A 25,701-nucleotide genomic window follows, 5' to 3' on the forward strand; every position below is an offset into this window, starting at 1 on the left:
CCCCTCGACAGAAAGGCACGCACTGTGGGACAGCCCACCCATGCCCGGAAGCAGACCGACTGGTGGCGCTCCGCCGTCATCTACCAGGTCTACGTGCGCAGTTTCGCGGACGGCGACGGGGACGGCACCGGCGACCTCGCCGGAGTCCGCGCGAAGCTCCCGTACCTCGCCGAACTCGGCGTGGACGCCCTCTGGTTCACCCCGTGGTACCTGTCGCCGATGAAGGACGGCGGCTACGACGTCGCCGACTACCGGGCCATCGACCCGGCCTTCGGAACCCTCGCCGAGGCGGAGAAACTGATCTCGGAGGCCCGGGAACTGGGCATTCGCACCATCGTCGACGTCGTACCGAACCACGTCTCCGACCAGCACCCCTGGTTCCGCGCCGCGCTCGCCGCGCCGCCGGGCAGCCCCGAGCGCGAGCTGTTCCACTTCCGCTCCGGCCGCGGCGAAAGGGGCGAACTGCCGCCCAACGACTGGCCGTCCCAGTTCGTCGGCTCCACCGAACCGGTGTGGACGCGGCTGCCCGACGGCGACTGGTACCTGCACCTGTTCACACCCGAACAGCCCGACCTCAACTGGGACCACCCGGCGGTCCGCCAGGAGCACGAGGACATCCTGCGCTTCTGGTTCGAGCGGGGTGTCGCGGGCGTCCGCATCGACTCGGCCGCCCTGCTGGCCAAGGACCCCGCGCTGCCGGACCTCGTCGAGGGCCAGGACCCCCACCCGTTCGTCGACCGCGACGAACTCCACGACGTCTACCGCTCCTGGCGGTCCGTGGCCGACGCCCACGACGGCGTCTTCGTCGGCGAGGTGTGGCTTCCCGACCCCGAGCGTTTCGCCCGCTACCTGCGCCCCGACGAACTCCACACCGCCTTCAACTTCTCCTTCCTGTCCTGCCCCTGGGACGCCGGACGGCTGCGGGAGTCGATCGACACGACGCTCGCCGAGCACGCGCCCGTGGGGGCACCGCCCACCTGGGTGCTGTGCAACCACGACGTCACCCGCACGGTCACCCGCTACGGTCGCGCCGACACCGGCTTCGACTTCGCCGCCAAGGCCTTCGGCACCCCCACCGACCTGGCCGTCGGAACCCGCCGGGCCCGGGCCGCGGCCCTGCTGTCCCTCGCCCTGCCCGGCGCGGTCTACGTGTACCAGGGCGAGGAACTCGGACTGCCCGAGGCCGACATCCCCCTCGACCGCATCGAGGACCCGATGCACTTCCGCTCCGGCGGCACCGACCCCGGCCGCGACGGCTGCCGGGTCCCGCTGCCCTGGGCGGCCGACGCGCCGTACGCCGGCTTCGGCTCCCGCGAGGAACCGTGGCTGCCGCAGCCGGCCGGCTGGCCCGCGTACGCCGTCGACCGGCAGCAAGGCGACCCCTTCTCCATGCTCACCCTCTACCGCGAGGCGATCCGCCTCCGCCCGGCCTTCGGCGACGCCCCCCTGACCTGGCTGCTCGCCCCCGAAGGCGTCCTCGCCTTCACCCGGGCCGACGGCGCGACCTGTGTCGTCAACCTCGCCGCCACGCCCGCCGAACTTCCCGCCCACACAGAACTCCTGCTGAGCAGCGGCCCGTTGGACGAGTCCGGCCGGCTCCCGCAGGACACGGCGGCCTGGCTGCGCGCCTGAGCCCGCGCAGCCCGCCCGCCGCGACGCACCGCGCTATCCCCGTTCCCCCACCACGAAGGGATCAGCACATGCACGCGACCACCAGGGCCGGATCAGCCCGGCGCCTGCCGGCCATCGGGGCGAGCGTCGCCCTCGCCGCCGGCATGCTCGTCACCCTCGGCGCGCCCGCCGCCCACGCCGCGGCGGGCGCCACCCTCCCCTTCACCTCGGTCGAGGCCGAGTCCGCCACCACCAACGGGACCAGGATCGGGCCGGACTACACCCAGGGCACCATCGCCTCCGAGGCCTCCGGGCGCCAGGCCGTCCGGCTGTCCTCCGGGCAGCGCGTGGAGTTCACGGTGCCGCGCGCCGCCAACGCCGTGAACGTCTCCTACAGCGTCCCCGACGGCCAGTCCGGCACGCTCAACGTGTACGTCAACGGCACGAGGCTGAGCAAGACGCTCGCCGTCACCTCGAAGTACTCCTACGTCGACACCGGCTGGATCGCCGGCGCCAGAACGCACCACTTCTTCGACAACACGCGCCTGCTGCTGGGACAGAACCTCCAGCCCGGCGACAAGGTCGCCGTGGAGGCCGCGAACGTCCAGGTCACCGTGGACGTCGCCGACTTCGAGCAGGTCGCCGGGGCCGCCTCCCAGCCCGCCGGATCGGTCTCCGTCACCTCCAAGGGCGCCGACCCCAGCGGCCAGGGCGACTCCACCCAGGCCTTCCGGGACGCCATCTCCGCAGCGCAGGGCGGCGTGGTGTGGATCCCGCCGGGCGACTACCGGCTCACGTCCTCCCTGAGCGGCGTCCAGAACGTCACCCTCCAGGGCGCGGGCAGCTGGTACTCGGTCGTGCACGCCTCCCGGTTCATCGACCAGTCCAGTTCCTCGGGGAACGTGCGCATCAAGGACTTCGCGGTCATCGGCGAGGTCACCGAGCGCGTCGACTCCAGCCCCGACAACTTCGTCAACGGCTCGCTCGGACCGAACTCCTCCGTCTCCGGCATGTGGCTCCAGCACCTGAAGGTCGGCCTGTGGCTGACCGGCAACAACGACAACCTCGTCGTCGAGAACAGCCGCATCCTCGACACCACCGCCGACGGCCTCAACCTCAACGGCACCGCCAAGGGCGTGAAGGTCCGCAACAACTTCCTGCGCAACCAGGGCGACGACTCGCTCGCCATGTGGTCGCTGTACGGGCCGGACACCAACAGCAGCTTCGAGAACAACACCATCTCGCAGCCGAACCTCGCCAACGGCATCGCGATCTACGGCGGCACGGACATCACGGTGAAGGACAACCTGATCTCCGACACCAACGCTCTCGGCAGCGGCATCGCGATCTCCAACCAGAAGTTCCTCGACCCCTTCTCCCCACTGGCCGGCACCATCACGGTCGACGGCAACACGCTGGTGCGGGCCGGCGCGATGAACCCCAACTGGAACCACCCGATGGGCGCGCTGCGGGTCGACTCCTACGACAGCGCCATCAACGCCACCGTCCGCATCACCAACACCACGATCACCGACAGCCCGTACAGCGCCTTCGAGTTCGTGTCGGGCGGAGGCTACGGATATCCGGTCAAGGGCGTCACCGTCGACGGCGCGACCGTGAAGAACACCGGCACGGTCGTCGTCCAGGCCGAGGCGCAGGGCGCGGCGACCTTCCGCGGCGTCACCGCCACCGGCGTGGGCGCTGCGGGCATCTACAACTGCCCCTACCCGGCCAACTCGGGCAGCTTCGCGCTGACCGACGGCGGCGGCAACTCCGGCTGGAACACCACCTGGTCGGACTGCTCGACCTGGCCCAAGCCCGGCCAGGGCAACCCCGACCCCGACCCGGGCCGCAACCTCGCCAAGGGCCGCCCGGCCACCGCCACCGGCTCCCAGGACGTCTACACCCCGGGCAACGCGGTCGACGGGAACGCCAGTACCTACTGGGAGTCCACCAACAACGCCTTCCCGCAGTCCCTGACGGTCGACCTGGGTTCGAACCAGGCCGTACGCCGACTCGTGCTGAAGCTGCCGCCGTCGTCGGCCTGGGGCGCCCGCACCCAGACCATCACCGTCCAGGGCAGCACCGACGGCTCGTCCTACTCCACCGTCGTCGGCTCCCAGGGCTACCGCTTCGACCCGGCCACCGGCAACACGGCCACCGTGTCCCTGCCGGGCAACACCAACCTCCGCTGGCTCCGCCTGACCGTCAGCGGCAACACCGGTTGGCCGGCGGGCCAGTTCAGTGAAGTGGAGGCCTACCTCACCCCGTGACCACCGGCGTCCCGGGCTTCGCCGCCAGGAACCGACTCCGGTGGCGAAGCCCGGGGCCCCGCCCTGCAGCCCGCGCCGGCCCGGGGGACGACGGAGAGCCAGAGCCTTGATCGAAAAACGGTTCGGACTCTGTCGGTGCTCCCTGTTAGCCTCCAGCGACTCATACGGCACAGGCGTTTCACAGGGAGGGCGGGAGCTTGAACAGGGGCCGCAAGAAAGGGAGTTGGCGAACAACCCGTCGACTCGGTGTGGTGGGTCTGGTCGTGGTCGGCAGTCTGGGCGTTCCGGGTGCGGCCTTCGCGGCGGAGAACCTGCCGCCGCGTCAGCCACAGGTGCAGGATCTGCTGACCGGTACCCGACCCTGCACGTCAGGGGAGGACAGGGCGTACGTTCCGACGCCGCCGACGGTCAGTGCCGTGCTGTACGACCCGGAAGAGGACGACCGGGTGGGCGGGGCGAATCTCGTCCGGGGCGAGTTCGAGGCGTGGTGGACCGGGCCGGATGGAGTGGAGCAGCGCCGGTCGTACACCACGTCCGCAATCCCGTCCGGGGTCCGGCAGCAGTGGCGGATGCCCGAGGACATACCCGCCGACACCGTCGTGTCGTGGCACGTGCGCGCCGACGACGGCACGGCGAAGTCCTCGTGGAGTTCGCAGGGCGCGGGTTTCGCCTGTGAGTTCGTTCTGGACACGGAGAGCCCGGCTGTTCCGTTGATCACCTCCACGGACTACCCCGACGACGGCGACGAGCATGACGGCGTCGGCGTCCGGGGCACCTTCACCGTGGAGTCACCGTCGTCCGACGTCGCGTCCTACGTCTACAGCTTCATCGGCCAAGCTCCGGTGACCGTCCGTCCCGACATGCTCGGCGGGCCCCTCACGATCCGCCACCTGCCGCTCAGGGCCGGCACGGACTATCTGAGCGTGCGTGCCGTCGACCGCTCCGGACGCAGCAGCAGCACCGCCACCCACTGGTTCCGGGTCGCGTCGGGCCGGGCGCCCGTGGCCCACTGGACGCTGGCCGACTCGCGGGGGTCGACGGCGTCTGCCCCCGAGAGCGGCCCGGTGGCCCGCGCGGGATCCGGCGTGGCCTTCGGCTCGACGGGCCCACGGGGGACGGCCCTGACCTCGACGGCCGAACTGGGCGGCGGGCCCCACGCGTTCCTCACCCCCGATGTCCCCGTGGTCGACACCCGAGGCACCTTCGCGGTCGGCGCCTGGGTGCGCCCGGACCGAACGGACCGCGCGATGACTGTCGCCAGCCAGGACGCGGGTCACAGTCCGGCCTTCGGACTCGGTCTGCGAGTCGGGAACAACCGCCCCGTCTGGTCCTTCACCGTGGCCGGGGCCGAGGTGACCGGCGGGACGGCCGGGACCGGCAAGTGGACCCATCTGCTGGCCGTGTACGACTCCGAGACCGGCCAGGCGCACCTCTACGTCGACGGCGACGAGGTCGGTAAGCCGGTCCGGGCCACCGCCGCCAAGTCCGCCGGCGCGTTCCAGATCGGACGGATCCGGCATGGCGGCGGCTACCGGGAGCACTGGCGGGGCGCGCTCGGTGACGTCCGTGCCTACGACCGGGTGATGGTCCCCGAGGAGGTCACCGAACTGGCCCGCCGCAAGCCCGCCCTGCTCGGACACTGGTCCCTGGAGGACGCCTCCGACGGTGTGAGCCCCGAACAGAACGGCGGTACGCCACTGAGGCTCGGCACCGGTGCGTCGATCCAGGTGTCGGACGGCTCCTGCATCCCGGACCTCGACCCGGACTGCGTGCCGTTCGCCCTCGTCGGTGACGGCCACCTGCACCTGGACGGCAAGAGCGGTTATGCGGCCACCGGGGAGCCCGTCGTGGACACCTCCGACAGCTTCACCGTCGGTGTCGTCGTCCGGCTGGCCGACGACGAGCCGTCCGGGCCGATGACCGTCCTCTCGCAGGTCGGTGAGCACACCGACACGTTCAAGGTGCGCTACGACCCCGCGACGTACGCCTGGCAGCTGATCGTGCCGCACGAGGACGCGGTGGGGGCGGAGGAGACCGTGGTGTCCGAGATCGTGATGGCGGACGGCGGCCGGGGGACTGGGCACCGGCTGGCCGTGGTGTACGACGACGTGAGGCACCGCATCAGTCTCTACGTCGACGGCTACACGAACAGCGCCCGCACCGCCGAGCTCGCCGCGGGTCTGCCCGGTTCGGGGCCCCTGCAGATCGGCCGGGCCACAACCGGCGACGGGTGGGGTGAGTACCTGCACGGTGATGTCGATGAAGTCCAGGCCTACCAGGGAGCCCTGAGGGACAGGGATGTCGTCGCGCTCGGTTTCGGCACCGACCCCTGCCTCTGCTGAACACACCACCGGGTCTCTCCGGTCCGGGGCCCCGCATGCCGTGCCGCAGGCGGGGCCCCGCCCCTTGCCACCAGTTCGTCCTCAGCCTCAGCCCGGCGCGACGAACCCGGACTCGTACGCCGCGATGACCGCCTGGGTGCGGTCGCGGGCGCCCAGTTTAAGCGGTCCGCCTCGCCGAGCGCGGGACGGGGGCCGGCGGGCCGTCCCGTGTCCCGCAGCATGAACAGCACCTGTTCCAGGTCCTCCAGCGCGGCCCGCCCGGCCTCCTCGATGGCCTCCAGCGCCCGGCCGGTGAACTCCGGGTCGGCGGCCGCCCGTGCGGCACCCGCCTGGACCACGGCCAGAGTCAGCGCGTGGCCGAGGGAGTCGTGCAACTCCTGTGCGATCCGGTTGCGTTCCAGCAGCCGCTCGGTGCGCTGCTCCAACTCCGACAGACGCTCCCTGACTGACGGCCCGAGCAGGCGGCGGGCAGCCTGGGCCATGAGAGCACCCGCTACGGCGGCCACCGCGAGGAGCACCAGCACGGGTACCGGGACGAGGAGGGCGTACCACCAATGGGACCCGGGAAGCGTCAGGAGCGAGTCGGTGACGCCGGGGCTCCCGGCGGCGGCCCCGGCCAGCGACAGCGAGAGCGCCAGCAACTGGTCCGACACCAGCCCGAGCGCGAGTCCCGCCTCCATGCGCAGCACCATCCAGGCACCCGTTCTGGCCCGGTCGCTCCATGAGGCGGACGGCGCCGCGGAAACCCCCGGATCCTCCTCGCTCCGCACTCGCGCGTGCGGTCCGGGGAACAGCATCAGCCGTGCCTGGAGCCCCTCCGCACGGCGCATCGAAGGCACCATGGCCGCGGCCAGGATCAGCGGGACGGGAAGGACGGCGATCAGTGCCCAGTCGGCGGGCGTCGGCTTGACCAGGCCGGGATAGACCAACGCGCAGACGATCGGCAGGATCGCCCCCACCAGCACGTGGAGCCAACGGGTGTAGGTGACCGCACGTGTCAGCGGCGACAGCAGGCCAGGCATGCCGCCATCCTGGCAGAGCGGGCGGGACCGTCGGCTCCCCCGCACGGGGGAGGCGGTCTCCTCCCGCGGGGGAGGCCAGGCCCCCGCCCGCGCGGCCACGCTGAAGCCATGAACAGCATCCAAGTGCGAGGCCTCACCAAGGAGTACAGCGGCACCCGGGCCCTCGACCGTCTGACGTGCACCATCGAACCGGGCCGGGTCACCGGGTTCCTCGGCCCCAACGGCGCCGGCAAGTCCACCACCATGCGGCTCGTCCTCGGCCTCGACCGTCCCACCGCCGGCTCCGCCACCGTGGGCGGCCGCCCCTACACGGCCCTGGGCGAGCCCCTGCGCACCGTCGGCGCGCTGCTGGACGCGCAGGCGGCCCACGGTTCCCGTACCGCCCGCGAACAGCTGCGTTTCCTCGCCGTCAGCAACCGCATCCCGGCCCGCCGCGTGGACGAGGTGCTCCAGGAGACCGGTCTCGCCTCCGTGGCCGGCCGCCGCATCCGCACCTTCTCCCTCGGCATGCGCCAGCGCCTCGGCGTCGCCGCCGCGCTCCTCGGGGACCCGCCCGTGCTCATGCTGGACGAACCCGCCAACGGCCTCGACCCGGAAGGGATCGTCTGGATCCGGGAGTTGCTGCGCCGGCTGGCTGGGGAAGGCCGTACGGTCCTGGTCTCCAGCCACCTGATGAACGAGACCGCGGCCTTCGCCGACCATCTCGTCGTGCTCGGCCGGGGCCGGCTCCTCGCCGACACCCCCATGGAGGACTTCATCGAACAGCACAGCCACCCGCGCGTCCGGGTGCGGGCCGGCGCTCCCGCCCGGCTGCGGGCCGCGCTGCTGGCCGAGGGATACACGGTGGCGGAGGGAGACGGCGGCCCGCTGGTGGTCGAAGGCGCCAGAGCCGAGCAGGTCGGAGCCGTCGCCGCCCGCGAAGGCATTCCGGTCCTCGAACTCTCCGACGAACGGGCCTCCCTGGAGCAGGCCTATCTCGCCCTCACGACCGGCGAGGCCGAATTCGCCGCCGCGGCCGCCGTGTCCCCGACCACCGCGCAGGAGGTGTGACCATGTCCGTCACAGCCGTTCTCCACTCCGAGTGGATCAAGATCCGGTCGGTCCGGGCGAGCTTCGGCTCGCTCGTCGCGGTCTTCGCCGCCACCCTGGCCGTCACCCTGCTCGTCTACTCCACCGTGGGCCAGGCGGAGGCGATGGGCGGCGAGGACCCACTCTTCGGCGCCTTCTACGCGATCAACTTCGCGCAGATCGCCGCCATCGCCTTCGGAGCCACTGCCGTCTCGTCCGAGTACGCGAGCGGGGCCCTGCGGGTGTCCCTGTCGGCCGTGCCGCGCCGGGGTCTGTTCTGCGTGGCCAAGACGGCGGTCGTGGGTGCCGCCGCCCTCGCCGTCGGGCTCGCGACCGGGTTCGCCACCTTCCTTGTGGGCCAGGCCTTCCTGGGGGAGTACGCCATCGGCCTCGGCACACCGGGAGCGCTGCGGGCCTGCGTCGGCGCCGGGATCTACCTCGCGCTGATGGCCCTCCTCGCCGCAGGACTCACCTTTCTGCTGCGCAGCGCCGTCGCGGTGATCAGCCTGCTCATCCCGTTCATCCTGATCGTGTCCTTCGTGGTCGGGGACGTCGCCGACGGTGCCTCCCGCTATCTGCCGGACCGGGCCGGACAGCAGATCCTGCACCAGGAGGCGGCGGGCGGCCTCGGACCCTGGACGGGCCTCGCGGTGATGTCGCTGTGGGCGACGGCGGCGTTGCTGGCCGGCTGGTGGGCGGTGCGCCGGCGCGACGCCTGACACCTTGGCCCGGGGTCCTCGACCGCCGGGCCACTCTATTTGCGTATCGACGCAATGACCGGCACACTACCTGTCGGCACCCGCCTGTCGCGCCGTGCGCGAGGCCCGTGCTCCCCGACGGAACCGCATGGCTGAACGGAGGCACTCGTGGACATCGACCCACCCAGTCCGAGCGGCCTCTCCGGCAGTCTCTGACCGCCGCCCCGGTCGTCCGCTTTCTTCTTTTTATTCTCTTTCTTCCCTCTTCTTTTCTTCCTTCTCTTTTCGCCGCTTTCTCGCCGTACCCTGCCATGCCGGCCCTGGTGCGAGCGCCGCCGCGTCGCGGCGTGCTCGCACCAGGGCGCCCATGTGCCGAAGTCCGGGTGGAGCGCGGTTGGAGGTGCCTGTGATGTCGTTCCGGACGAGTGCGCCCGCCTCGCGGTCGCGGACCTCGCTCCCCGCCCGGTTCGCCGGCGGCCTCACCCGCATGACCTGGGTGGACCTGGTCGTCGCCGCCGCGGTGGTGGTGCTGCTGTACGTCACCCTGCGGGTGGGGAAAGGGGTCACGCTCTCGTTCTCCACCAGCCAGTCGGCGAAGGTGGACACCGGCATCGGTCAGCTGCCCTACGACGCGGCCCGCTCGCTGCTGCGCATGTTCGTCGCCCTGCTCCTGTCCACGGCGTTCACCTTCGTCTACGCCTACGCCGCCGCCAAGAGCCGCCGTCTGGAACGGATCCTGATCCCGGCGCTGGACATCCTCCAGTCCGTACCGGTGCTGGCGTTCCTGACCGTGGCGGTGACCGGGTTCGTCGCCCTGTTCCCGGGCTCGATGCTCGGCCTCGAGTGCGCCGCGATCTTCGCGATCTTCACCTCCCAGGCGTGGAACATGACGTTCGGCTTCTACCACTCCCTCACCTCGCTGCCCCGCGAACTGGACGAGCTGTCACGATCGTTCGGCTTCACCCGGTGGATGCGGTTCTGGAAGGTGGAACTGCCCGCCGGGATGATCGGCCTGGTCTGGAACGGCATGATGAGCTTCGGCGGCGGCTGGTTCTTCCTCGTCGCCTCCGAGGCGGTCACCCTCGGCCACACCGACTACGCCCTGCCCGGCGTCGGCTCCTACGCCGGGGCCGCGATCGCCGACGGCGACCTGGCCAAGGTCGGCTGCGCGATCCTCACCATGGCGGTCATGGTGATCGGGGTGAACTTCCTCTTCTGGCGGCCGCTGACCGCCTGGGCGGAGAAGTTCAAGATCGAGCAGTCCGAGGCCAGCGAGGTGCAGCGGTCGGTCGTCCTGGACTTCCTGCGCCGCTCCGACTGGCCCCGCCTCGCCGGCCGCCTGCTGCGCCCGGCCGGCCGGGCGCTCAGCCGGGCCGGGCGCGCCTTCGGCACCGACGACCGGCCGCTCGTGGTGCAGCACGGCAGGCGGCGCGCGGGGGACGTCGCCTTCGGCCTGGTGGCGGGCGGCCTGATCGTCTGGGGCCTGGTCGACCTCTGCCTCTACCTGTACGACCGCACCGGCCTGGGCGTGTTCGGCGAGCCGCTGCTGCTCGGGCTCGCCACCCTCGCCCGCGTCGTCGTCCTGGTCGCCGTGGCCACGGTGGTGTGGGTGCCGATCGGCGTGAAGATCGGTTTCTCGCCCCGGCTGACGAGGATCGCCCAGCCGGTGGTGCAGGTGCTGGCGTCCTTCCCGGCGAACTTCCTCTTCCCGCTCGCGGTGTGGTTCTTCCTCCGAACCGGTCTGAGCATAGACATCGGCGGCATCTTCCTGATGGCCCTGGGCGCCCAGTGGTACATCCTGTTCAACACCATCGCCGGAGCCATGGCCATCCCCACCGACCTGCGCGAGGCCATGGACGACCTCGGGGTGAGCGGCTGGCAGCGCTGGCGGCGGCTGATCATCCCCGGCATCTTCCCCGCCTACGTCACCGGCGGCATCACCGCCTCCGGCGGCGCCTGGAACGCCTCCATCGTCGCCGAGGTCGTCACCTTCGGCGGGGTCACGCTCACCGCCACGGGCCTGGGCGCCTACATCGCCCGCGCCACGGAGGAGGGCAACCATCCCCAGTTGATCGCCGGCGTCGTCGTGATGAGCGCCTACGTCGTCTGCCTCAACCGCTTCCTCTGGCGCCGCCTGTACCGGCTGGCCGAGGCCCGGTACTCCCTGTGATCCCGTTCCGTCCGCACCCCGGGCCCCATCCGTACCCCGCACTCCGCACCCCACAGCTTGGACATGCCATGGCGATGAACACCCTCCAGGTCACGAAGAACGACCGCCCGGCCGACGGCGAGCTGCTGCTGGAGACCGTCGGCCTGACGAAGTCCTACGCCGGCGCCGACGGTGAACTGCCCGTGCTCTCCGGCATCGACCTCCAGGTCCGCGCCGGTGAGGTCGTCGCGCTGCTGGGCAAGTCCGGCTCGGGCAAGTCGACGCTGCTGCGCTGCATGGCCGGACTCGTGCCGGCCAGTTCCGGCACTGTCAGCTACAAGGGCGCCGTGCTGGCCGGCGCCAACCCCGGTACGGCGATGGTGTTCCAGACCTTCGCGCTGCTGCCCTGGCTGACCGTGCAGCAGAACGTCGAACTCGGCCTGGAGGCCAAGGGCGTACACCCCGTGGAGCGCACCGAGGCCGCCCGCCTGGCCATCGACCTGATCGGCCTGGACGGATTCGAGTCCGCCTACCCCAAGGAGCTGTCGGGCGGCATGCGCCAGCGCGTCGGCTTCGCCCGCGCGCTGGTGGTCGAGCCGGACGTGCTGATGATGGACGAGCCCTTCTCCGCGCTGGACGTGCTCACCGCGGAGAATCTGCGCGGCGAGCTGATGGAGCTGTGGGAGTCCGGCCAGTTCCCCACCCGGGCCATCGTGCTGGTCACCCACAACATCGAGGAAGCCGTCCTGATGGCGGACCGGATCGTGGTGCTCGGCTCCCGTCCCTACGGCACCATCCGGGAGGTCTTCGAGGTCGGGCTCGACCGGCCCCGCGACCGCAACTCCGCCGCCTTCGAGGACATGATCGACCGCGTCTACCGCACCATGACCGGCCGGCAGAAGGAGGGCCGCACCCCCGGCCGGCAGGAGCCGGCCGACCTGGAGAGGCGGACGGTGGCCAACACCCCGCTGCCGCAGGCGAGCGTGGACGGGCTGTCGGGTCTGGCGGAGCTGGTGCTGCACCGCGGCGGACGGTGCGACCTCGCCGACCTCGCCGACGACCTCGGCCTGGAGGTCGACGACCTCATGCCCCAGGTCGACGCCCTGGACCTGCTCGGTTTCGCCGGGTTCAGCGGTGACGACCTGCTGCTCACCGACACCGGCACCGCGTTCGCCGGGGCCGACGTCCAGGAGTCGAAGACCATCTTCGGCCGGGCGGCGATCCAGCTGCCGCTGGTCAAGGTGATCACCAGCAGCGTGCGCGGCAAGGCGGACGGCACCGCGCGGGCCGGGTTCTTCCGCGATCTGCTGGCCCATCACTACACCAGCGAGCAGGTCGACCAGCAGTTGGAGACGGCCACCGACTGGGGCCGCTACGGCGAGTTGTACGCCTACGACGCCGGGCCCGAGGAGTACCGCCGCGACGACACCGGTGACGCGGCCGGAGCCACGGGCACCCCGTAGACCGCCCGAGCATCGCGGGTCAGCCGCCTCAGGGGGTGCCGCCCAGGGCCGGACGGCGCGAGAGGGCCGGGCTGGTGGCGGTGGCCCGCCGGGGTGCGGGCGCGCTCTCCTCGCCGCCGGGGCCGCCGCCCTTCGGTCCGTCGCCCTCGGTGACCGTGAGATGGGCGGCCTCCAGCAGGGGGCGTACCCCCGCGGCCTGGTAGTAGATGCGCGTGCCCTCCCGGCGTGTGGTCACCAGACCTGCCGACCGGAGTCTGGCCAAGTGCTGGGAGGTCGCGGCCACATGGGCACCCAGCATCCGTGCCAGCTCGCTCACCGGCTGCTCGCCGTGGCTGAGCGCCCACAGCAGCCGGTAGCGGGAGGGGTCCGCCACCGCCTTGAGCACCGCCACCGCCCGGTCCGCCGCCTCGGCGTCCCACCCCTGTGCTTGCGTATCCATGCAACTAGGGTACCGGCGGTTCCCCGGGCGGCTCCAACGCGGCGGGCCTCGCCCCGGCGGGCGCGGTCTCCGGACGCCGGGGCCCGCGCCGCCACGGGACGGGCCAGGACAGGTTGAGGAACGCCTCGGCCTGGAGGGCGGCCAGGCTGATGCGGAGCAGGTCCCGGGCCGTGGGATAGATCAGGAACCTCGGCTCCCACCGGGGCTGGAACTTGGCGTTGAACTTGTACAGCGACTCGATCTGGAACCAGCGGGAGAGGAACAGCAGCAGGCCGCGCCAGGCGCGCAGGGCCGGTCCCGCGCCCAGGCGTTCACCGCGGGCGAGGGCGGCGCGGAACATCGCGAAGTTCAGCGAGACCCGGCTGATGCCGAGGCCAGGAGCCTGCTGGAGGGCCTTGACGATGAGGAGTTCGTTCAGTCCGGGGTCGGCGGTGCGGTCGCGGCGCATCAGCTCCAGGGAGATCCCGTCCGGGCCCCAGGGCACGAAGTGCAGGACCGCGCGGATGTCCCCGCCCGGGGCGGAGGCGCCGGCGTCCGGCTCCTTGTGGGCGGTGACGACCACGCAGTCGCCGTCGCCGGCCTCGCCGAAGCGGCCGAGGGCCATGGAGAAGCCGCGCTCCACCTCGGTGCCGCGCCAGGCGGCCGCCGCCGCGCGGATCTGCTCCGTCTCCTGCTCGGACAGGTCCCGCACACGGCGGATGCGGCAGCTGTAGCCGCCCCGTTCGATGCGGTTGACCATCTGCCGGACATTGCGCATCGGCCGCCCGGACAGGGTGAAGGCCTCGGTGTCGACGACGGCCTCGTCGCCGATCTCCAGCGCGTTCAGACCGGCTTCGCGGGTCCACACCTCGCCGCCGGTCTCGCTGCACCCCATCACCGCGGGAACCCAGGCGTGCCGGGCGGCGGTGTCCATGAACTCCTTGATGGCGCCCGGCCAGGCCTCCACGTCGCCGATCGGGTCGCCGCCGGCGAGCATCACACCGGACACCACCCGGTAGGCGATCGCCGCCTTGCCGGTGGGGGAGAAGAGCACGTTCTTGTCGCGGCGCAGCGCGAAGTAGCCGAGCGAGTCCCGCTCACCGTGCCGTTCCAACAGGGCGCGCAGCCGCCGCTCCTCGTCGTCGCCCAGCACGGGTACGGGCGTGAAGGGGCGCAGCGCGAGGTAGAGGGTGGTGGCCGCGGTCAGCAGGCCGAGCCCGGCGAGCGAGAAGTACACGAGGTCGGCGGTGCGCGCACTGGAGTAGTGCACGGGTCCCTCGATGCCGATCAGACCGTAGGCGACGTGCTGGATCCGGTCGGACAGCGGGGACGCGACGACCTTCCTGGGGTGCGCGCCGACGATCAGCAGTCCGGCGCCGAAGCTGAAGGCGCTCAGCAGGAGGAAGTTCCACACGGCCCGCCACCGGGTGCGTGGGTCGGACAGCGCGTAGAACTCCCGGCGGGCGACGAGCAGCAGCACGAACAGCAGCACCGTGACGGCGCCGGGCACGTGCTGGTGCCAGCGCAGCAGTTGCAGCGCCGCTCCCGTGGGCAGCAGGATCACCACCGCCCGCCAGGCCCGCCGTTTGCGGCGCCGCAGGGCGTGGGCGAGCATCACCATCAGCACGCCCACGATCAGCGAGGCGGCGGTCGCCAGGGACGACACGGCCCCAGGCAGGGCCCCGGCCAGGGTCTGCACCCGTCCGTGCCGCATACGAGGGGAGATCGCCCCCGCGACGTCGAGCACGCCCACGAGCAGGCACAGGTAACCGGCCGCGGCGGGCACACGGTGGTAGGCGGCGCGAAGACGGTTCCGCGAGGCGCCTTCGTCGGTGGTCACGGAGTCCTTCACGAGGGGCCAGCGTAGAGCCTGCTGAGCGGGTGTGACCACGGGCGGGGCTGGTGATCACATCTTTCCCCGGCGTGCTTCAATCAACGGATTGCGCAAGTGGGTGATGATGGCGTCCCGCGCCGTGCGGGACCCGGGACGGCCTGCCGGGGCAAACCGGGACGAACCGGAGCGAGCCTGAGCGAAGGAGAGTCGCGATGGAGGTCGGGAGCAGGCTCAGGGAGCCGGGCGCCACGCGGGCGGCGGTCCTGCGCGCGGGACCGCGGCCGCGCACGGCGTTCGGTACGGTCCTGCGGCGGCTGGACTGGCCGCTGCTGGGTGCCGCGCTGGCGCTGTCCGTGCTCGGCGCGCTGCTGGTGTACTCCGCCACCCGCGGCCGTACCCAGTTGACGGGAGGCGACCCGTACGCCTTCCTGACCCGCCATCTGGTCAACCTCGCCATCGGAATCGCTCTGGCCGTCGGCACCATGTGGCTCGGCCCGCGCAGACTGCGGGACCTCGTCCCCGTGCTCTACGGCGTGACGCTCCTGCTGGTCCTCGCGGTACTGACTCCGATGGGCGCCACCATCAACGGGTCGCGCCGCTGGATCATGATCGGCGGGATGTCCATCCAGCCCGCGGAGTTCGTCAAGGTCGCCATCGTGCTGGCCATGGCTGTGCTGCTGGCCACCAAGGTGGACACGGGCGACCGGCCGAGCCCGGACAGCCGTAGCGTCCTGGAGTCCCTGGCGGTGGCCGGTGTGCCCGCCCTGCTGGTCCTCCTCACGCCGGACCTCGGGCAGTTCATGGGCATCGGGGTGATCGTGCTCGGGGTGCTGCTCGCCTCGGGTGCCTCGGCGCGCTGGGTCACCGGACTGCTCGCGGTCGGCGTCCTCGGTGCCCTGGCGGTGTGGCAGCTGCATCTGCTGGACCAGTACCAGCTCAACCGGTTCGCCGCGTTCGCCGATCCCGCGCTCGACCCGTCCGGGGTCGGCTACAACACCAGCCAGGCCAGGATCGCCATCGGGGCCGGCGGCCTGCTGGGCCAGGGGCTGTTCCACGGAGCGCAGACCACGGGGCAGTTCGTGCCCGAGCAGCAGACCGACTTCGTCTTCAGCGTGGCGGGGGAGGAGTTGGGCTTCCTGGGCGCCGGGGCGCTGATCGCCCTGCTCGGCGTGGTGCTGTGGCGCGCGCTGCGCATCGCCCGCGCCTGCCCCGACCTGTACGGAACGGTGGTCGCGACCGGCATCGTGGCCTGGCTGGCCTTCCAGGCGTTCGAGAACATCGGCATGAACCTCGGCATCATGCCGGTCACCGGACTGCCGCTGCCGTTCGTCAGCTACGGCGGCTCGTCGATGTTCGCCGGCTGGGTCGCCGTCGGCATCCTCCAGGGCATCCGTCTGCAACGCCCGTTGTCCGCCTGACCCCGGCGCCTCAGCGGCGGCGCCCGGGCCGGCGCAGCAGGGCCGTGCGCATCCGGCGTCCGCGGCCGTCCAGCGCCGCGCGGACCGCCGGTTCGCTGCGGGTGGCGGCGAGCAGGATCCCCACCGCGTACAGGGTGGCGATCAGTGAGCTGCCGCCGTAGGAGAACAGCGGCAGGGGTACGCCCGCCACGGGCACCAGGCCCAGGACGCCGCCGAGGTTGATGAAGCTCTGCGCCCCGACCCAGGTGATGATGCCGCCGGCCGCCAGACGGACGAACGGGTCCTTGTGGCGGGCGGCGATGCGCAGGCCGCCCGCGAACAGCGCGGCGAACAGGGCCAGTACGGACAGGGTGCCGACCAGACCCAGCTCCTCGCCGGTGATGGCGAAGATGAAGTCGGTGTGTGGCTCGGGCAGTTGGCCCCACTTCTCCACGCTGGCGCCGATGCCGTTGCCGAACAGGCCGCCCGTCGACAGCGCGTAGAGGCCGTGCACCACCTGCCAGCACTGGTCGTTCGGGCCCGGGTCGCTCGCACCGAGGCAGGCGAACCGGGACACCCGGTGCGGCGCGGTCATGATCAGCAAGGTGGCCAGGAGTGCCGCGCCCGTCAGGGCGGCCCCGAAGAGCCGCGGCGGCGCACCGGCCAGCCACAGCAGACCGAACAGTACGGCGCACAGGATGACCGCGGTACCCATGTCCCCGCCGAGCATCATCAGTCCCAGCAGCAGCAACGCACCGGGTACCAGCGGCACGAGCAGATGCTTCCACTGGTCCAGCAGTTTGTGCTGCTGCTTGCGGGCCAGCAGGTCCGCGCCCCACACCACGAACGCGACCTTGGCGAACTCGCTGGGCTGGAGCACGAACGGCCCGCCCAGGTCGAGCCAGTTGGTGTTGCCGTTGACGGTCCGACCCAGCCCCGGCACCTGCACCAGCGCCAGCAGCAGCACAGACCCGGCCAGCAGCGGGAAGGCCAGTAACCGGTGCGCCTTCACCGGCATACGGGCGGCCGGCAGCGCCAGCGCCGCGCCGATCACCGCGGCCATGATCTGCCGGCGCAGATAGTAGGTCGGCGGCAGACCGGAGCGCAGCGCCTGGATCTGCGAGGAGGAGAACACCATCACCAGCCCCAGGCCGGCGATCAGCGCGGCACTGCCCGCCACCAGGTAGTAGCCGGTGAGCGGCCGGTCCCAGGCCCGCCGCAGCCGCACGCGGGCGCGGTCGAGCGCGCTGTGTCCGGGCGTACGTCCCGCACGCCCGCCGCGCGGCCGGGCCGCCGCCTTGGGGGCCCGCCGCGGGGACGCCTTCTCCGGGGCCCGCGGCGGGACCGGCCGGCGTTCGGGCGCCGCCTTGGCGCCCGGCGCGCCCGGCGCGCGCTTCTCCGCGCGGACACTCTGTGAATTGCGCATGTGCGCAACCGTAGAGGTACGGGAGTGCTCCCCGTGGGTCCGGCGCTCCGATGCCGGTGGCGCATCGCCGCTTCGCGGCACGCGTGTGTGGGCGCGCGGCCCCGGCCGCGCGGGACGAGTCGCCATGGTGATCGGCCGCCGTCCCGTCAGGAGCGCGGCGCGCGACGGCGCCGGAACGGGTTCCGGAAGCGCCGCGGCCCACGACGCGCGGCCCGTGGCCCGCCGTCCAGGATGAGGCGGGCGGTGTCCTCGGGGCCCAGGGGAGCGTGGCCGGGACGGCGGGACCAGAAGCGGGCCAGGTGGCGTTCCAGATCCTCCCGGCCGTCCTCCTCGGTGCGCGCGACCAGGACCGGGCCCTCCGCGCCCTCCGGGGCGCGCAGGTCGACGAGACGCCCCTCGGCGGTGAAGGCGGCGAACTCCCCGTCCGCCACGTCGATGGCCTCGAGGTCGGCCTCCGCGGCCGGAAGCGAGGGGAAGACGGCAAGTTCCTCGTCCCGGTCGAAGACCAGGACGAGGTCGGCAGGATGGTTCACGTGCCCATCCTCCCCGGTCGGATCCCCAATTCGCCAGCCGGGCAAGGGGGATGGAGAAATCATGGGCCCGAGTGCACTTCGGCCCGGGGTCCGGGCGGGCGGGAGATCTGCTCGGGTCAACGATTGCGCAACCCGTAAACTGTCCCCATGGAACCTGGTGGTGGCGTGATGGGGCAGGATGCCGCGGTCCTGGTGGGCGGGCCGGCGGACGGGATGCGGGTGAAGGTCGCCGGGCGGCCGTGGGTGCTCCAGGTGGCGCTCCCCTGCCAGGCGGAGGCGCCGCGGGACGACGCACGCGTGGAGGCGGTCTACATCTACCGCCGCGACGCGCGCGCGAAGGGCGAGCCCCTGCGGTACGGATTCGACGCGGCCAGCCCCTGACCGCTCCCGCTCGGCCGGGGTGCGGGCCGGTCGCGTACCCCGTCGCGAAGGCCCCTCATCGACTGTTGCTACATTGCGCAACTGTACAACCATTGGGTGGGGTCAGTCGTCCCCTCTGTATGAGTACGACGGATGAGGGTGCGCGCATGACGACCAGCCACAAGACCGCTCCTTCGCGCCGCCGGAGCAGGGGAGTCCCGCCCCAGCGCCGGGGCGGTTCGCGCCGCGCCTCCCGCGGCAGCGGCGGACGCACCCGCGCACGCACCGCCCTGATCGTGGCGCTGTCCCTGCTGGTGCTCGGCACGGCGGGGGTTGGCTGGCTGTATCTGAAGCTCAACGGCAACATCAACACCTTCGGCGCCGACGGCCTGTCCGACGACCGGCCCGACGCCGGCTCGTCCAAGGGCGAGAACGTCCTGGTCATCGGTTCCGACGCGCGCGTGGGCGGCAACGACGCCCTCGGCGGAGGCAGCAAGGACGACATAGGCCGCTCCGACACCGCGTTCCTGCTGCACGTCTACGCCGACCACCAGCACGCCCTCGCCGTGTCCATCCCCCGGGACACCCTGGTCACCATCCCGCCCTGCAAGCTCCCCGACGGCAGCTGGACCGAGGCGCAGCCGAACACGATGTTCAACGCCGCGTACTCCGTGGGCGGCACCGCCGAGGGCAACCCCGCGTGCAGTCAGAACACCGTGGAGCAGCTCACCGGACTGCGCGTGGACCACACCGTCGTCGTCGACTTCAAGGGATTCGCCGCGCTGACCGACGTGGTGGGCGGGGTGCCGGTGTGCGTGCCGCAGGACGTGTACCAGAAGGACCTCAACCCCAACCGGGCCACCCGCGGCTCCGTGCTGTTCACCAAGGGCGAGCAGACCGTCGCCGGGCAGAAGGCGCTGGACTGGGTCCGCATCCGGCACGGCATCGGCGACGGCTCCGACATAGGCCGGATCAAGCGCCAGCAGGCGTTCGTCGCCAGTCTCATCAAGCAGGTCAAGGCCGACGGGCTCACCCCGGGCAAGCTGCTGCCCCTCGCCGACGCCGCGACCAAGTCGCTCACCGTGGACCCCGGTCTCGGCTCGGCCGACAAGCTGCTGTCGTTCGCGCTGTCGTTGAAGAACGTGGACCTGCACAACACCAAGTTCGTCACCATCCCGTGGCGCTATCAGGGCGCGCGGGTGGCCATCGTGGAGCCGGACGCCTCGGAGCTGTGGGCCGCGCTCAGGGCCGACCGCACCATCGACGGCAAGGACGCCGGAGGCAAGAAGGGCAAGAAGAGCAAGGCGGGCGCCTCCCCGTCCCCCGACACCGGCCTGGGGAAGGGCATCGACGTCAGCGTCTACAACGGCACCACCACCCTCGGCCTCGCCACGCGGGGCGCCGCCACCCTCACCGGTCGCGGCTTCACCGTCACCTCCACGGGGAACGCGGGCAGCCAGAACCACGCCACCACGGTCATCCAGTACGGGCCCGGCCGGCAGGACCAGGCCGAGACAGTCGCCAAGCTCTTCCCCGGGGCCGAGCTCCAGGCACTGACCGGACCGGGCATCAACGTGGTCCTGGGCGAGGACTTCGTGGCCGCCCCGGACGCGGCCTCGGCCGAGCCGACCTCCATGCCCACCTCGGTGGCGGCGGAAGCCCGCTCGGCCGACGACGACCTGTGCACCAACCTGTCCTACGGGTAGGGCGGACACGCCGGCGCGGCGCCCTGCCCGCCCGGCCGGCCGACGGCGAAGGGCCGCACCCGCTGCTGCGGGTGCGGCCCTTGTGCCTTGCCTCAGTGCGTCAGGGACGCGGATCAGGCGGTGGCGGCTCCGCTGCCGGCCTTGCGGCGGCGCACCACGAACACGGCGCCCGCGCCGACGGCGACCGCGGCACCGCCCGCCAGCGCGATCATCGGCAGCGCCGAGCTGGAGCCGGTCTCGGCGAGGTGGCCCTGCGGGACGATCTGGTTGTTGCCGGCCGGCTTGACCGGCAGCGGCTTCTTGCCGCCCTGCGGCTTGGCGTCGCCCGGGTTGCCCTGCTTGGAGCCGGCGGCGAGGACGTCGAACTGGTAGGAGTCGTTGTCGCTGGAGTAGACGCAGTTGCCCTTGTCGTCGGCGTACATGCCGATGGAGATGGCGAAGCCCATGCCGGCCGGGGCCTTGTTGCCAATGCTCAGTCGCAGGTCGATGGAGAAGGACTCCTTGGCCTGGACGTCGGTGTAACCGAGGTAGCCGGCGCCTTCGTCGCGCTCGTCCAGGGAGATGTCCACCCACTTGCCGGTGGCCGGGTCCTTGAACTGCAGCGTGAGGTAGCTGGTGTTGAACTCGAAGTTCTTCTCGTCGATCTGAGCGGCGAACACGCCGAGGTCGACGCGCTTGTAGGCGTTCTTACCGGAGTTCTTGACGTTCAGCTTGAAGTTGTGGAAGCCGCTGCCCGCGACGATCTTCGAGGGCAGGCCGGACAGGCTGGTGTGCAGGTTCTCGTCGAACTTCAGGTCGTCGGTGTCCTTGCACAGCTCCGGGTCCGGCGTGGGGGAGGCCGACGGAGAGGAGGTCACGGTCGCCGACGGGGTGGGCTTGGGTGAGTCGGTGGCGGACTCGTCCTCCGAGGGAGTCGACTCGGACGGGGTCGACTCCGCGTCCTCCGAGGGAGTTGACTCGGACGGGGTCGACTCCGCGTCCTCCGAGGGAGTCGACTCGGACGGGGTCGACTCCGTGTCGTCCGAGGGAGTCGAGTCGGACGAGGTGACCGGGTCGTTGCCCGTCGCGAAGGCGGCGGGGGCCGCAAGAAGCACGGCCGGTGCGATGGCTGCCGTGGCTGCTGCGAGAGCCAAGGAGCGGCGAATCTTCATGCGAACCTCGAAAAACAGAAGTGGTCGATGTATGCGCAATGGAGATCGCCGGGGGCGGTGAAGGGTTGCCCGATATTCGCGAAGTCAATGTGTGACGTGCCTCACTCGCGGGCGTGGGGCCGGTCTGCCCGGCGGTGGTGTGCGCCGGTGAGTGCGTACGCGAACACGCCGGCAGGTTGGTACCCGGACCCGCATGGAGCGGCCCAGACGCTGCGTTACTGGGACGGTTCCCAGTGGACGGAGCACACCCACGCCGACCCGCAGGCCCAGGCCGCGCCGCAGATGCCGCAGCAGCAGGCCGCCCCGGATCAGCGCGTGCAGCGCCAGGTCCAGCACCAGGCCGGGGTCGCTCCGGGCGCGCAGGGGGGTGGCTCCCTGTTCAGTGAGCCGGTGCTCGTGGTGAACCAGAAGGTCAAGCTCATCGAGCTGACCAACGAGTACGACGTCTTCGATCAGCACGGCAACCGGGTCGGCGCGGTCACCGAGATCGGGCAGAGCGCACTGAAGAAGGCGATGCGGTTCGTCTCCAGCCTCGACCAGTTCATGACGCACAGGCTGGAGATCCGCGACGCCTACGGCACCCCCCAGTTGGTGCTCACCCGGCCGGCGAAGGTCTTCAAGTCGCGCGTGGTGGTGTCCCGTCCGGACGGCTCCGAGGTCGGCGAGATCGTCCAGCAGAACGTCTTCGGCAAGATCAACTTCGCGATGAACGCGAACGGGCAGCAGGTCGGCGCCATCAAGGCGGAGAACTGGCGCGCCTGGAACTCCGCCATCGTCGACCACGCCGACAACGAGGTCGCCCGGATCACCAAGACCTGGGAGGGCCTGGCGAAGGCGATGTTCACGACCGCCGACAACTACGTGCTCCAGATCCACTACCAGCTGCCCGAGCCGCTGCTGAGCCTGGTGGTCGCCACCGCGCTCACCGTCGACACGGCGCTCAAGCAGGACTCGCGCGGCTGGAACTGACCGGCGGTTACAGCGGGGTGAGGTGTCCCGGCCTCAACGGCCGGGACGGCAGCGCCGGTTCCTGGGCGGGCGGTTCCGTCTCCAGGGCGAGTACGGCGGCCACCGGGTGATCCGGGTCGTCGCCCCGCGCGGTGCGCTCCGGACCCGGTCCGGGGTGCGCGTCCGCGGGCCTCGGAGTGGCCCGCGAGAGCGTCACGACCCCCCAGGCGGCGAGGGCCGCGCCCGCCGACGCCAGCAGCACGCCCGTCGCGCCGCCCTTCAGTCCCTGGCCGAGCAGGGTGAGCCCGATCAGCGCCGCCGCCGCCGGATTGGTCAGCGTCAGCACCGCGAGCGGGGCGCCGAGCCCGTCCCGGTAGGCGGTCTGCGACAGCAGCAGGCCACCGGTGGCGAAGGCCGCGACGAGCAGCGCCACCAGGATCACGCGGGCGCTGAGCAGGGGTCCGGAGTGGTCCGTGGCGGCCACCGTCACCGTCTGGGTGAGCGCGGAGGCCACGCCCGAGGCGACCCCCGACGCGGTCGCGTGCCGCAGTCCCGGCCGCGCCCCCGGCCGTGACAGCGCGCCGATCAGTACGGCCGTGGCGCCCGCGACCGACAGTGCCTCCAGGGGGCTCAGCACGTGTACCGGGGCCGGTCCGGAGGCCGCGAGGAGCACGGCGGCCAGGCCGAGCAGCGTGCACGCGGTTCCCCGCCACTCGGCTGCCACGACCCGCCGCCCGGCCATCCGCGCCCCCAGTGGCACGGCTGCCACCAGGGTGAGCGCGCCGAGCGGCTGGACCACGGTGAGCGGGCCGTACTTCAGGGCCGCCACGTGCAGCAGAGCCGCCGATCCGTTCAGCGCGACGGCCCACCACCAGGCGCCGACCCGGAGCAGTCCGCGCACCCCCGTTCCGCGGTTGCGTGCGGCGAGCCGTTCCTGGGCGACCGCGGCGGTCGCGTAGGCGACGGCCGAGAACAGCGACAGGGCCACGGCCGTCAGGGCGGCGTTCACCGGGCCGCCCCCGCTGGGGCGTGTCCCCCGGCCGGCCGGGACGCGGCGGCGAGCGGTCGCCGCGCCGGTCCGGCGGGCTCCGCTTCGGCGGCCTCGCTTCGGGATGTCATGCCCGGACCTCTCGTGACGGTGGTGCGTGGGGTGATGCCGATGGTGCTGTCCGCACCCGCGTCGTCACCTGTGCCGATGTCCGCTTCGACACCGGTGTGGATGTACGATACATCGACACGTCAGCGTACCGATACGACAGTGTACCGATACGCGTGCGTACCGGTACACTGTCGTATCGATGGACCTTCGCCACACTGGAGGGAGGGCCCCGAGCCAGGCCTGAACTCCCGGAACACGAGTGAGGAGCGCAGCGATGACATCGCAGGCCGCGGACGAGCCGGAGACGGTTGTCGCCTCGCGCCGCTCCAAGCTCACGCCGGAGCGTGAGCAGGAGTTCTTCGATGCCGTGCTCGAACAGATCCGCGAGCACGGCTACGACGCCGTCACCATGGAGGGCGTCGCCGCCAGCACCCGGTGCAGCAAGTCGACGCTCTACCGCCAGTGGCGGACCAAGCCGCAGTTCGTGGCGGCCGCCCTGCGGTCCAGCGGCCGCTGCCGCTTCGCCGGCATCGACACCGGCTCGCTCGCCGAGGACCTGCGGCGGGTGGCGCGGTCCGCGGGCGAGTGGTCGGGCCGGGACACCCGCCTCCTCCAGGCGCTCGGACACGCGATCACGCTGGACCCCGAGCTGCAGCGGGCGCTGCGCGAGACGCTGGTCGAGCCGGAGATCGCCGCGCTGCGGGAGATCCTGCGGCGCGGAGTGGAGCGCGGCGAGGTTCTCGCGGACAATCCCGCGCTGGAGTTCGTACCCGCGCAGCTGTTCGGCGTCCTGCGCATCCGGCCCGTCCTCGAGGGGGAGTACGCCGACCCGGACTACGTGGTCCGGTTTCTGGAGGCCGCGGTGCTGCCGGCGCTGGGCCTCGGTTCACGACTCAGGCCACCGTCACCGGGATGACCGGGCGGTGACCTGCCCGCGCCGCACCGTGGGGACGGGGGCGGCGCGCACCCCGGACGGGCGGGCTACCTCTGGAGCGGAGAGGTAGCCCGCCCGTCCGCCATGGGCCGCCGGGTCCGCGTATGACCGGGTTCGGCCCGGACGACGGCTCAGACGCTCTGGCCGCTGCCGCCGCCCGAGGCCGCCTTGATGCCCCGGGTGATGTCGTCGATCACGGACTGCGGCTCCCCGACGTCGACGCCGAAGCGGACGACGATCAGCTGCCGTGAGGCGCCGGGCGAGGTGAAGGCCAGCGACTCCACGTACCCGTCGGCGCCCTTGCTGGTGACGGCCTTCCAGCGGATCAGGTAGCCCTCCTGCCCGGCCACGGTCACCGCTTTGGAGGCCAGCACCTCGTGAGAGGTGATCCTGCCGTAGGCCTCGCCCCCGTAGGAGTCCTCGGCGTTCGCCGCGATGTCGGCCTTGGCGACCTCCTCGGGCGTGGTTCCGCGCAGGCCCAGCACGAGCGCGGGAGCCGAGTAGGCGCCGCCCTTGGTGCAGTTCTTGGAGGTGTCGCCGGGGCACTTGTAGGAGTCGTTCGACGTGACCTGGGCGCCCACCCCCAGCTCCTGGCCGTACCAGCCGTCGGGTATGGGCAGGCTGATGCCGCTGACCGCGTCGGTCACCGAGCCGCTCTTGATCTTCGGCGCCTCGGACGGCCCGCCACCGGACCCGCCGGACCCGTCCGAGCCTCCGGATCCGCCCGGGCCGCCGAACGGGCCGCGTTCCTCGCCGCTGCCGCCCCGGCCCTCCTGCCCCTGCCGGGACCCGGCACGGCCGTCCTTGCCGCCCTCGCCGTGGACCAGCGCGAACACGCCGACGCCGATGCTCGCGAGCACCGCGGCCGCCACTCCGACGGCGATGCCGATCCGCAGCCCGCGCCGCGCGGGGGTGGGAGGCCGACCGGGGTATCCGGGGTGCCCCGGATAGCCCGGGTATCCGGGATACCCCGGAGAGGCCGGATACCCCGGAGAGGCCGGATACCCCGGAGAGGCCGGGTACGGCCCCGGGGCCGCCTGCTGCGCCGGGGGACCCCACACGGCCGCCGATCCGACGGGCCGGGTCTGTTCCGTCCATGCCCTGCCGTCCCACCAGCGCTCGGTGGCGGGGCCGTCACTTGTCTGCCCGGGGTCGGGGTACCACCCGGGAGGAGTCACCTGCGTCATGTGCCTACCGTATGAGGCGTCGGTGAAAGCCCGATGAGAGGACCCCGTTCCCGCTCACCGCGGCGCCCCTCTACCGCAGGTC

The 25,701-nt window shown here is 71.9% G+C and carries 20 protein-coding genes; 12 read left to right on the plus strand and 8 right to left on the minus strand.

The features are described from left to right. Window positions 1-24 precede the first annotated feature (24 nt). The 3 genes from OIE49_RS30935 to OIE49_RS30945 all read left to right on the plus strand — a co-directional run bounded on the left by OIE49_RS30935 (window position 25) and on the right by OIE49_RS30945 (window position 6,226). Window positions 25-1,632, plus strand: a complete 1,608-nt coding sequence (locus OIE49_RS30935; protein WP_326805166.1) for a glycoside hydrolase family 13 protein — start codon at window positions 25-27, stop codon at window positions 1,630-1,632. A gap of 68 nt (window positions 1,633-1,700) precedes the next feature. Continuing rightward, complete coding sequence (locus OIE49_RS30940; protein WP_326805167.1) at window positions 1,701-3,884, plus strand: discoidin domain-containing protein; 2,184 nt, start codon at window positions 1,701-1,703, stop codon at window positions 3,882-3,884. Window positions 3,885-4,135: 251 nt separating this feature from the next. Next, the gene (locus tag OIE49_RS30945) at window positions 4,136-6,226 is read left to right on the plus strand and encodes a LamG domain-containing protein (RefSeq protein ID WP_326805168.1); all 2,091 of its coding nucleotides are present in this window, start codon (window positions 4,136-4,138) and stop codon (window positions 6,224-6,226) included. On the opposite strand, the gene OIE49_RS30950 is transcribed toward OIE49_RS30945, so the two are convergent. Further along, window positions 6,157-7,248 (minus strand): histidine kinase dimerization/phosphoacceptor domain-containing protein, encoded by a 1,092-nt coding sequence (locus OIE49_RS30950; protein WP_326805169.1) that lies wholly within the window; start codon window positions 7,246-7,248, stop codon window positions 6,157-6,159. The two genes, OIE49_RS30945 and OIE49_RS30950, sit on opposite strands and share 70 nt — an antisense overlap. A 108-nt stretch (window positions 7,249-7,356) precedes the next feature. On the opposite strand from OIE49_RS30950, the gene OIE49_RS30955 reads away from it, so the two are divergent. The 4 genes from OIE49_RS30955 to OIE49_RS30970 all read left to right on the plus strand — a co-directional run bounded on the left by OIE49_RS30955 (window position 7,357) and on the right by OIE49_RS30970 (window position 12,626). Further along, complete coding sequence (locus OIE49_RS30955) at window positions 7,357-8,298, plus strand: ABC transporter ATP-binding protein (protein ID WP_326805170.1); 942 nt, start codon at window positions 7,357-7,359, stop codon at window positions 8,296-8,298. A gap of 2 nt (window positions 8,299-8,300) precedes the next feature. After that, the gene (locus tag OIE49_RS30960) at window positions 8,301-9,035 is read left to right on the plus strand and encodes an ABC transporter permease (protein WP_326805171.1); all 735 of its coding nucleotides are present in this window, start codon (window positions 8,301-8,303) and stop codon (window positions 9,033-9,035) included. A gap of 388 nt (window positions 9,036-9,423) precedes the next feature. Next, on the plus strand, window positions 9,424-11,184 hold the full coding sequence (locus OIE49_RS30965; RefSeq protein ID WP_326805172.1) for an ABC transporter permease: 1,761 nt from the start codon (window positions 9,424-9,426) through the stop codon (window positions 11,182-11,184). Between the two features lie 68 nt (window positions 11,185-11,252). Then, complete coding sequence (locus OIE49_RS30970; protein WP_326805173.1) at window positions 11,253-12,626, plus strand: ABC transporter ATP-binding protein; 1,374 nt, start codon at window positions 11,253-11,255, stop codon at window positions 12,624-12,626. A gap of 28 nt (window positions 12,627-12,654) precedes the next feature. Here the strand turns inward: OIE49_RS30970 and OIE49_RS30975 are convergent, their stop codons facing one another. Then, window positions 12,655-13,065: an ArsR/SmtB family transcription factor gene (locus OIE49_RS30975; protein WP_326805174.1), complete on the minus strand. Its 411-nt coding sequence runs from the start codon at window positions 13,063-13,065 to the stop codon at window positions 12,655-12,657. Window positions 13,066-13,069: 4 nt separating this feature from the next. Continuing rightward, the gene (locus tag OIE49_RS30980; RefSeq protein WP_402125018.1) at window positions 13,070-14,884 is read right to left on the minus strand and encodes a phosphatidylglycerol lysyltransferase domain-containing protein; all 1,815 of its coding nucleotides are present in this window, start codon (window positions 14,882-14,884) and stop codon (window positions 13,070-13,072) included. A gap of 206 nt (window positions 14,885-15,090) precedes the next feature. On the opposite strand from OIE49_RS30980, the gene rodA reads away from it, so the two are divergent. Continuing rightward, window positions 15,091-16,296, plus strand: coding sequence for a rod shape-determining protein RodA (rodA, locus tag OIE49_RS30985; protein WP_326805175.1), 1,206 nt, complete (start codon window positions 15,091-15,093; stop codon window positions 16,294-16,296). A 10-nt stretch (window positions 16,297-16,306) separates the two neighbouring features. On the opposite strand, the gene ftsW is transcribed toward rodA, so the two are convergent. Together ftsW and OIE49_RS30995 are read right to left on the minus strand one after the other, a co-directional pair. Continuing rightward, window positions 16,307-17,701: a putative lipid II flippase FtsW gene (gene ftsW / locus OIE49_RS30990; protein ID WP_326805176.1), complete on the minus strand. Its 1,395-nt coding sequence runs from the start codon at window positions 17,699-17,701 to the stop codon at window positions 16,307-16,309. Window positions 17,702-17,847: 146 nt separating this feature from the next. Continuing rightward, window positions 17,848-18,234, minus strand: a complete 387-nt coding sequence (locus tag OIE49_RS30995) for a hypothetical protein (protein WP_326805177.1) — start codon at window positions 18,232-18,234, stop codon at window positions 17,848-17,850. A 147-nt stretch (window positions 18,235-18,381) separates the two neighbouring features. On the opposite strand from OIE49_RS30995, the gene OIE49_RS31000 reads away from it, so the two are divergent. Then, entirely contained in the window at window positions 18,382-18,615 is a 234-nt protein-coding gene (locus OIE49_RS31000) for a hypothetical protein (protein WP_326805178.1), read from the plus strand. A gap of 146 nt (window positions 18,616-18,761) precedes the next feature. Then, entirely contained in the window at window positions 18,762-20,300 is a 1,539-nt protein-coding gene (locus OIE49_RS31005) for an LCP family protein (protein WP_326805179.1), read from the plus strand. 113 nt (window positions 20,301-20,413) lie between these two features. Here OIE49_RS31005 and OIE49_RS31010 read toward each other — a convergent pair whose 3' ends face one another. Continuing rightward, window positions 20,414-21,433, minus strand: a complete 1,020-nt coding sequence (locus OIE49_RS31010) for an LAETG motif-containing sortase-dependent surface protein (RefSeq protein WP_326805180.1) — start codon at window positions 21,431-21,433, stop codon at window positions 20,414-20,416. A 165-nt stretch (window positions 21,434-21,598) separates the two neighbouring features. On the opposite strand from OIE49_RS31010, the gene OIE49_RS31015 reads away from it, so the two are divergent. Beyond that, window positions 21,599-22,420 (plus strand): phospholipid scramblase-related protein, encoded by an 822-nt coding sequence (locus OIE49_RS31015; RefSeq protein WP_326805181.1) that lies wholly within the window; start codon window positions 21,599-21,601, stop codon window positions 22,418-22,420. Window positions 22,421-22,427: 7 nt separating this feature from the next. Here OIE49_RS31015 and OIE49_RS31020 read toward each other — a convergent pair whose 3' ends face one another. Beyond that, on the minus strand, window positions 22,428-23,408 hold the full coding sequence (locus OIE49_RS31020) for a hypothetical protein (RefSeq protein WP_326805182.1): 981 nt from the start codon (window positions 23,406-23,408) through the stop codon (window positions 22,428-22,430). Window positions 23,409-23,772: 364 nt separating this feature from the next. Between OIE49_RS31020 and OIE49_RS31025 the strand changes: the two genes are divergently transcribed. Further along, window positions 23,773-24,414: a TetR/AcrR family transcriptional regulator gene (locus OIE49_RS31025; protein WP_100571555.1), complete on the plus strand. Its 642-nt coding sequence runs from the start codon at window positions 23,773-23,775 to the stop codon at window positions 24,412-24,414. A 149-nt stretch (window positions 24,415-24,563) separates the two neighbouring features. On the opposite strand, the gene OIE49_RS31030 is transcribed toward OIE49_RS31025, so the two are convergent. Next, window positions 24,564-25,619, minus strand: a complete 1,056-nt coding sequence (locus OIE49_RS31030; RefSeq protein ID WP_326805183.1) for a DUF2510 domain-containing protein — start codon at window positions 25,617-25,619, stop codon at window positions 24,564-24,566. Window positions 25,620-25,701: the final 82 nt, after the last annotated feature.

The organism is Streptomyces sp. NBC_01788 (assembly GCF_035917575.1).
Classification (GTDB): Bacteria; Actinomycetota; Actinomycetes; order Streptomycetales; family Streptomycetaceae; genus Streptomyces.